Origin of the sequence: Sphaerotilus sp., assembly GCF_041083715.1 — a bacterium.
Classification (GTDB): domain Bacteria; phylum Pseudomonadota; class Gammaproteobacteria; order Burkholderiales; family Burkholderiaceae_C; genus Sphaerotilus.
The window spans coordinates 1-8,213 of sequence record NZ_JBFPGY010000246.1; the positions used below are offsets into that span (position 1 = coordinate 1).

Below are 8,213 nucleotides of genomic sequence, written 5' to 3' on the forward strand. Positions count from 1 at the left end.
GTGTGCGCCACCAGTTGCCAGAGCATCGTGACTTCCGCTGATCTGGCCACATGCAGAGCATCGTCCGAGTCGCCCGCCTTCGGGTGGCGCGGACGGATGGTCTGGATGGCCAGCACACGCAACCCGCCCTGCTCGATCCACGCCAGCAACTGTGCTCGACTGCGCAAACCGAGGTGCTCGGCCAGATCCGACAGAATCAGCCAACCCTGCCCACCAGGGCTCAGGTGTTCGGCCAGACCAGCCAGAAAGCCCTTCAGCATGCGGCTGTCCGGGTCATAGATGGCATGCTCGATCGAGGAACTGGGCTTGCCCGGCAACCATGGCGGATTGCAGACAACGAGCGGCGCACGTCCCGACGGGAACAGATCGGCCTCCACCAGTTCGACACGGCCCGCATGCCCAAGGCGTGCCAGATTGTCTGCAGCACATGCCAGTGCGCGGGCATCCAGATCGGTTGCAACGATCCGCTTCACCCCCCGCTGCGCGAGCACGGCAGCCAGAACACCCGTGCCGGTCCCAACATCGAACGCCAGTTCATCCGAGGGCAACGGCGCTGCCGCGACAAGGTCGATGTATTCGCCGCGCACCGGAGAGAAGACCCCATAGTGGGCATGGATGCGCCCGCCGGTCGCTGCGATCGACACCCCCTTCTTGCGCCATTCGTGCGCTCCCACGAGTCCCAGCAACTCCCGCAGCGACACCACAGAAGCTTGACCATCCGGCGCGCCATAAGCTTCCACGCAGGCTTGGCGCCAATCGGGTGCGCGACGCAAGGCAATGGTGTAGTCCGCCTCGACCGGCATGGCGATTGCCGACAGCAGACGGGCCCGCTGGGCCTGCGCCAGTCGATGGCGGTGGAACAAGTCGGTGAGCGAGGCCCCGGCGGATCGGGGGCTGGCTGCGCGATCAAGGCGACGGGTCATCGCCTGGAGCAACAAGCGCGCATTCTGGAAATCGCCGCGCCACAGCAGAACAGCCCCGTCGCGGGCCATCCGCAACGCATCGTCCGCACGGGTCTGGTCATCGGCCACGACGACACGACGAGGCACAGGCGCGCCGTTCTCGGATCTCCAGCGGGCGGTGCGGACTTGATCGTCTTCGGTCCATGTCAACATCGGGGGCTGGAACATGTCGGTGCGCGGCGCGCGGCCGGAAGTGGCTGAACCCGCCAGTATCGCCCGCCACAGCAAATCCATCGCATGAACCGACCGGTTCGGTGCATCGCTGGTGGTCGACGCAGGCGCCAAGCGCTAGCATCATCGGCATGCCCCCAACAGGAGTCACACCATGATCCGCACCCTCTTGCCCCTCGACGGAAGCCCCGAGGCACTGGCCGCCGTGCACCAGGCACTGCAGCTGCGTGCGCAGGGGCTGGACTTCACGGCCGTGCTGCTCAACGTGCAGGAGCCGCCGCACCTGTACGAGATGGTGCTGGCGCCCGATGCCGAGCTGATCGAGGGCGCCAGCCATGAGGCCGGCGAGCACGCGCTGGCCTCGGCACAGGCGCTGCTGGACGCAGCGGGTGTCGCCCACGAGTCGCTCGTGGTGACGGGCGATGCCGCGCAGCAGGTGGTGGAGCAGGCGGACCTGCTGGGCTGCGACCTCGTCGTGCTGGCCAGCCAGAGCCACACCGTGACGCAGTCCGTGCAACGCCACAGCCGTGTGCCGATCCTGCTCGTGCCCCACCTGCTGCCGGAAGTGGAGCCGGCCGACCTCGCCGATCAGGAGGACGAGGCCACCGCAGATCCAGCCTGAGCGCCACCGCGCCCAAGCCCCGCGGCTACTTGCGCAGGCGGTTGGGGTGCCAGTAAAGGAACTTGGCGTAAATGTCCACGTCTTTCGTCTCGCGGATGAAGAACATGCCGACCACGAACGTGACAGCAGCCACTCCGATCGGATACCACAGGCCGTGGTACATGTCACCGTTCTGGGCCACCATCGCGAAGGCGATGGTCGGCATCAGACCACCGAACCAGCCGTTGCCGATGTGGTACGGCAGACTCATCGAGGTGTAGCGGATGCGGGTCGGGAACATCTCGACCAGCGTGGCGGCGATCGGACCATAGACCATCGTCACCAGCAGCATGAGCACCACCAGCACGGCCACCACCCCCACGTGGTTGATCTTGGTCGGATCCGCCTTCACCGGATAGCCTGCGGCTTTCAGCACATCAGGCAGCAGCTCCTTGCGGAAATGCGAGATTTCAAACAGGCTGTCCGTCTCGAAGCGATCGCCACCGGCGGTCAAATGTCCGTTCGGCGGAGCCAGCACGGTGTCTCCGACGTGGACCTCGGTGGAAGAGCCGGACGGCAGGGCCTCGTTGGTGTAGCTGGCCGCCAGTTGCGCCAGTGCCCGCTTTGCGATGTCGCACGACGAGGTGAAATCGGTCTCCTTGGCGATGGGGCTGCCCTGGAAGGAGCAGGTCATCGGATCGGCCTTCACGACAATCCGGACGCGCTCCTGTGCAGCCGCCAGGTCCGGATTGGCCATGGAGGTCATCATCTTGAACAGCGGGAAATAGGTCAGGCACGCGATCAGCAGGCCAGCCATGATGATCGGCTTGCGACCGATCCGGTCCGACAGCGTTCCGAACACGACGAAGAATGGCGTGCCGATCAACAGCGCGATGGCGATCAGGACATTGGCGGTGGTCGGATCGACCTGAAGCACGCTCGTCAGGAAGAACAGCGCGTAGAACTGCCCTGTGTACCAGATCACCGCCTGGCCAGCGACCAGACCGAACAGCGCCAGCACGATGATCTTGAGGTTCTTCCACTGCCCGAAGCACTCGGCCAGCGGCGCCTTGGAGGTCTTGCCCTCCTCCTGCATCTTGCGGAAAGCCGGCGACTCGCTCATCGACAGGCGGATCCACAACGACCCCGCCAGCATCACCGCCGACAGGCCGAACGGAATGCGCCAGCCCCATTCGGCGAACGATGCCTCGCCCAGCAGGCTGCGGGTCACCAGGATCACCACCAGCGCCAGGAACAGACCGACCGTGGCCGTCGTCTGCACCCAGGCCGTGTAGGCACCACGGCGGTTCTGCGGCGCGTGTTCGGCCACATAGATGGCCGCGCCGCCGTACTCGCCACCCAGCGCCAGACCCTGCAGCATGCGCAGCAGCACCAGCGCGATCGGCGCAAAGGCGCCGGCCGTGCCGTAGCTCGGCAGGACAGCGACCAGCGCAGTCGAGACCCCCATGATGACGATCGTGGCCAGGAAGGTGTACTTGCGGCCGATCATGTCCCCCAGGCCACCAAAGACCACGGCGCCGATCGGTCGCACGATGAAACCGGCAGCGAACGCCAGCAGCGCGAAGATGAAGGCCGACGTCGGCTCCAGCGCCGTGAAGAACTGCCGGGCGATGATCGCGGCCAGCGCACCGTAGAGATAGAAGTCGTACCACTCGAAGATGGTGCCGAGCGAGGAGGCGAGGATGACCTTGCGCTCCTGCGCGGTCATCGGGGTGACACCGTGGTCACCGTCGTCGACGGCGTCACGGGCGTCCTGCAGATTGGACATGCTGTTCTCCTGCCGAGGTGGGCGATCGGGTCGCCGGCGCACTCGGCGCTGTGGTCATGGCAAGGCGGGGGCTGCAGCACGTGGCCAAGCGCCCCAGCCATTCAGATGCGAAGGCCCTTGATGGTGGCCAGCAGGCGGCGGGGCGAAAACACCTTGGCCTCGGGCACGGCCTCCGCCGTTTCCAGACCGCGCTTGAGGACCTGGTCCGCACCCGCACGGCCGAATGCGTCACCCAGCGCCAGATAGACCACGCGGGTGAGTTCGGCCAGATCGGCGTGCGTGCCCGGCAACTGCCAGTCGTGCTGCAACGCCCGGCTCCAGCCGCTGCGGAACTGCTGGCGCAAGGCAGGCGCCGCCATCGAGTCGTCCAGACGCTGCAAGGCATCCTTGCGGACCTCGTCGAGGGCCTCGCGGTGGTGCTGGAACACCTCGGCCACGATGGCGCGCATCAACGCACCGAAAATCACCGGAGGCTCCTCCGGCACCGGTGCCTGCACGGGTGCAGCGGCCTGTGCGGCCGCCAGTGCGGCCGCGACCGGATTGATCACCGGCGCGATCACCGGCACCACAGGCGTTGCAACGGGTGGTGGCGCTGCCGGCTTGGCCGCTGCACGGGCGGCCTGCATGGCTGGCCACGGATCCAGCGGCAGGCGGTCCGGGTTTTCACGCAGCGCCTTGTAGAAGCCGTTGTAGAGCCGCTTGACAGACGCCGCGTCCAGCAGATTGCGCTGGGCCACCGCATCCACGAACGCGATGATGTCCGAGACGTTTTCACCTCGCATCGATTCATGCTGGAGCCAGAGTGCCTCGGTCAACGCACCCTCATCGAGCAGATCCGAAAACACAGCCACTGCCGCACGGCGCCGGGTTGCTTGCATGTCAGCCATGGTCAGGCGCCCCCACGTCTGTCTTGAATTGAAAAATTCATGTTATCCCGTCGAACGCCGTACGGTCGGCGTCTTTGTTGTCAAGAACGATGCCCAAGATAAATTTGAAAACATCAAATCCTGACATAAATTCACGCGAATTTTCGGGTTCCCCCCTGAATCATGGAGCGGTACTGATTCGTTTATCACATTGAATCGACCGCATGCGGACTGGCCGTCCCCGTGGAGTCCGTGCCAAGCAGCCCATCGGGACGGTCTGCACCCTATATCGACAGATGCACAACACTTTCAAGCAGTAACCGCATCCAGCAACAGCCCGCAGGCCATGCCGCTCAACCGCGTCGGCGCAGACAGGCCGACAGGAAGTCCGAGAGGATCGGATGCCCATCCAGCTGTGCTGCATGGCTCATCTGCTGGGCCATGAATTCCGGATGCCACTGCATGCCGAAGACATAGCTCGGGCCATTCCAGCGGATGGCCTCGACCAGCCCATCCGGTTGGGCGCGGGCTTCCACCGTGAGATTTCGCCCCAGGTCCTTCACCGCCTGGTGGTGGATCGAGTTGATCACAGCGCTGTCCACGCCAGGGTACAGCGCCGACAGCTGCGTTCCCTGGACGATGGCCATCTCGTGGAACTGCTGGTCGTACTGCTGCAGATGCAGGTGGCGCACCGAGGACGGCGCCTGTGTGGGGATGTCCTGGTAGAGCGTGCCGCCGAGGGCCACGTTGATGAGCTGACAGCCACGGCAGATGCCCAGCACCGGCTTGCCTGCCGAGACAAACGTCTCGAACAGGTCGATCTCGTAGCGGTCACGGATGCGGTCCCCGCTCCATTCGGGACGCAGCGGGGTTTCGCCATAGCTCTCGGGCGCGATGTCGTTGCCGCCCTGCAGCACCAGGCCGTCGAGGTGGCTGGCATATTCGGCCAGGCTCATTTCGCTGCGTGCGATCATGCCCTCGCTCTCGATGGCCGGGATCATCACTGCCAGCGCCCGCCCGCCCAGCACCCAGTGCGCCACCGACTGCTCCAGATAGTGCAGCGTGCGGGTGAACACTCCGCCCAGATCGGCCACCGGTGTGTTGGGGAAATAGATGCGGGCAGAAATGCCGATCAGCGGAGGGCGGGACATGGAGGCTCCTCGGAATCCATTTCAGTGCGTCCATTCTTGCAAACCCTTAGTCCGCACTGCCGGCAATGTGGCGGATTTATCCAGGTTAATCCACAGGCAACCCGACTCGGGCATGAAAAATCCAGGCCTGCTAGGATTTCCTCCCACTCCGGACGCCTGCCGAACAATGAACAACAGCCCCACTGAACTCCCTGCCACCGCATCACCGGGTGACCATGACCTGGAGGCCGGACGTCCGATGTCCGCGGTCATCCGGGCCCGCATCCAGGCCGCGAACCGCCGCTTCCACGCCAACGACAACATCGCCGAGTTCATCCAGCCCGGCGAGCTGGAAGCCCTGCTCGACGAGGTGCAGGGCAAGCTGGCGGGCGTGCTCGACAGCCTGGTCATCGACACCGACAGCGACCACAACACCCAGGACACCGCCCGCCGCGTGGCCAAGATGTACCTGCAGGAAGTCTTCCGCGGCCGCTATGTGCCGCAGCCGCCGGTCACGCAGTTCCCGAACGTGGAGCACCTGAACGAGCTGATGATCGTCGGTCCGATCACCGTGCGCAGTGCCTGCTCGCACCACCTCTGCCCGATCATCGGCAAGCTGTGGATCGGCGTGATGCCCAACGAGCACTCGGCGCTGATCGGCCTGTCCAAGTACGCGCGGCTGGCCGAGTGGATCATGGGCCGCCCGCAGATCCAGGAAGAAGCGGTCACACAGGTGGCCGACCTGCTCAACGACAAGATGCAGCCCGACGGGCTGGCCGTGATCATGGAGGCCGACCATTTCTGCATGGGCTGGCGCGGCGTCAAGGACATGGACTCCAAGATGATCAACAGTGTCATGCGCGGCTCCTTCCTGAAGGATCCGAACCTGCGCCGCGAATTCCTTTCGCTCGTCACCCACCGCAAAGGCTGAAGCACCATGCTCGTCCGTCTGCTCTATGCCAGCCGCACCGATGCGGTCTCGCCCGAGATGATCGAATCGATCCTCGCCCAGTCGCGTGCCCACAACCCGGCGCTCGGCATCACCGGCATCCTCTGCCACGGAGGCAACGTCTTCATGCAGGTGCTCGAAGGTGGGCGCGACACGGTGAATGCGCTCTACAACGCGATCGTGCGCGACGGGCGCCACCACGACGTGATGGTGCTGCACTACGAGGAAATCACCGAGCGGCGCTTCTCCGGCTGGACGATGGGCCAGGTCAATCTGGCACGCACCAACCCGGCGATCGTGCTCAAGTACAGCGACCGGCCGGTGCTGGACCCCTTCTCGGTGTCGGGCCGGGCCTCGCTGGCTCTGCTGGAAGATCTGATCGCGACCGCCTCGATTGTCGGACGCACCGCTTGACGGCTGCCGCGACGCTGGCGCTCCGCGGCGTCGATTTCACCAGCCGGCCCACCCAGCGCAAGCCCATCACCCTCGCCGAGGGCCGGCTGGTCGGCGACGTGCTGCGGCTGGAGCGGTTGCGGGCCCTGCCCGACGAAGCCGCCTTCGCGGCCAGCCTGCGCGAGCCAGGCCCGTGGCTGGCGGCATTCGACCTGCCGTTCGGTCTGCCGCGGGAGCTGGTCACCGCGCTGGGCTGGCCGGCCACCTGGAGCGCCCTGATCGCGCACTACCGGACGCTCGACCGCGCCGACATCCGCACCACCTTCGCCGCGTTCTGCAACGCCCGGCCGGCAGGCGCCAAGTTCGCGCACCGGGCCTGTGACCGGCCGGCAGGGTCGTCTCCGTCGATGAAGTGGGTCAATCCCCCCGTGAGCTTCATGCTGCACACCGGGGTGCCCGCATTGCTGGATGCCGGATGCGACCTGCCGGGATTCCAGGCGGGTGACCCTTCGCGCACCGCGCTGGAGGCATACCCGGGACTGCTGGCCCGCGAAATCCTCGGTCGCCGCTCCTACAAGAGCGACGACCGCGCCCGCCAGACGCCCGAGCGGCTGCTGGCCAGGCGCGATCTGGTCGATGCACTCGAACAGGGCCGCTCCCGGCTCGGACTGCGCCTGAAGCTCACGGTCGCACAGCACGACACCCTCGTCGCGGACCCCAGTGGTGACCAGCTGGACGCAGTGCTGTGCCTGCTGCAGGCCGCGTGGGGCTCACGCCAGCCACGCCACGGCTGGCCCGAGCAGGTGGACAGCGTCGAAGGCTGGATCCTCACCGCCTGAGCAGCCCCCGCAGACGCAGGGCGACCGACCGCCTGGACGAGCGCGTGGCAGGCACCGCCGAATGCCGTGAACAAGTTCACAATCATTCCATGCCTTCCACCCCTGGCCTGTCCACGATGTTCATGCCCGCCGCAGACCTAGACAACCCGGTGACGATGCGCCATGCCGGGCGCGAGTTGCTGTCGCTGGCCCTGATCGACGCCCGCAACCGCAGCCTGCGTCTGTTCGCGGCGTTCGAAGCTGCCGCCCGGCCCGATGCGCTCGACGGCACCCCGCCGCCGCTGCAGGGCTCGCCGCTGTGGTGGCTGGGACAGCTCGGCTGGCACCAGGAACACTGGATCGCCCGCAATGTGCAACGCCACCGCGGCCGGCGCTGCGACGCGCGTGGCATCCGGCTGGCCTCCATCGATCCGCGGGCCGATCTGTGGTGGGATCCACGCCTGCGCTCGCCCATCGAACGCGGCACCACCGACTTGCCACAGGCCGACGCCGTGCGCCAGTACCTGGTCGATA

The 8,213-nt window shown here is 66.1% G+C and carries 8 protein-coding genes and 1 pseudogene; 5 read left to right on the forward strand and 4 right to left on the reverse strand.

Translation table 11 applies throughout. From position 1 onward, the window contains the following. The coding region (locus AB3X43_RS10825) for a methyltransferase (RefSeq protein WP_369429862.1) at positions 1-1,130 on the reverse strand (1,130 nt) is incomplete at its 3' end. A gap of 157 nt (positions 1,131-1,287) precedes the next feature. Here AB3X43_RS10825 and AB3X43_RS10830 point away from each other — a divergent pair. Next, positions 1,288-1,755, forward strand: coding sequence for a universal stress protein (locus AB3X43_RS10830; protein ID WP_369429855.1), 468 nt, complete (start codon positions 1,288-1,290; stop codon positions 1,753-1,755). A gap of 25 nt (positions 1,756-1,780) precedes the next feature. On the opposite strand, the gene AB3X43_RS10835 is transcribed toward AB3X43_RS10830, so the two are convergent. The 3 genes from AB3X43_RS10835 to AB3X43_RS10845 all read right to left on the reverse strand — a co-directional run bounded on the left by AB3X43_RS10835 (position 1,781) and on the right by AB3X43_RS10845 (position 5,540). After that, a complete protein-coding gene (locus AB3X43_RS10835; RefSeq protein ID WP_369429856.1) occupies positions 1,781-3,523 on the reverse strand; it encodes an MFS transporter in 1,743 nt (580 codons plus the stop codon). Positions 3,524-3,624: 101 nt separating this feature from the next. After that, positions 3,625-4,401 (reverse strand): hypothetical protein, encoded by a 777-nt coding sequence (locus AB3X43_RS10840; protein WP_369429857.1) that lies wholly within the window; start codon positions 4,399-4,401, stop codon positions 3,625-3,627. 341 nt (positions 4,402-4,742) lie between these two features. Further along, the gene (locus AB3X43_RS10845; RefSeq protein ID WP_369429858.1) at positions 4,743-5,540 is read right to left on the reverse strand and encodes a gamma-glutamyl-gamma-aminobutyrate hydrolase family protein; all 798 of its coding nucleotides are present in this window, start codon (positions 5,538-5,540) and stop codon (positions 4,743-4,745) included. A 238-nt stretch (positions 5,541-5,778) separates the two neighbouring features. Here AB3X43_RS10845 and folE point away from each other — a divergent pair, with 238 nt between their 5' ends. The 4 genes and pseudogenes from folE to AB3X43_RS10865 form a co-directional block, all read left to right on the forward strand. Then, positions 5,779-6,450, forward strand: coding sequence for a GTP cyclohydrolase I (gene folE / locus AB3X43_RS10850; RefSeq protein ID WP_369429859.1), 672 nt, complete (start codon positions 5,779-5,781; stop codon positions 6,448-6,450). 6 nt (positions 6,451-6,456) lie between these two features. Further along, a complete protein-coding gene (locus AB3X43_RS10855) occupies positions 6,457-6,882 on the forward strand; it encodes a BLUF domain-containing protein (protein ID WP_369429860.1) in 426 nt (141 codons plus the stop codon). Next, a complete protein-coding gene (locus AB3X43_RS10860) occupies positions 6,879-7,700 on the forward strand; it encodes a DUF429 domain-containing protein (RefSeq protein ID WP_369429861.1) in 822 nt (273 codons plus the stop codon). The genes AB3X43_RS10855 and AB3X43_RS10860 overlap by 4 nt, the downstream gene beginning before the upstream one ends. An 89-nt stretch (positions 7,701-7,789) precedes the next feature. After that, positions 7,790-8,213 (forward strand): annotated as a pseudogene (locus tag AB3X43_RS10865) (hypothetical protein); the annotation flags it as partial.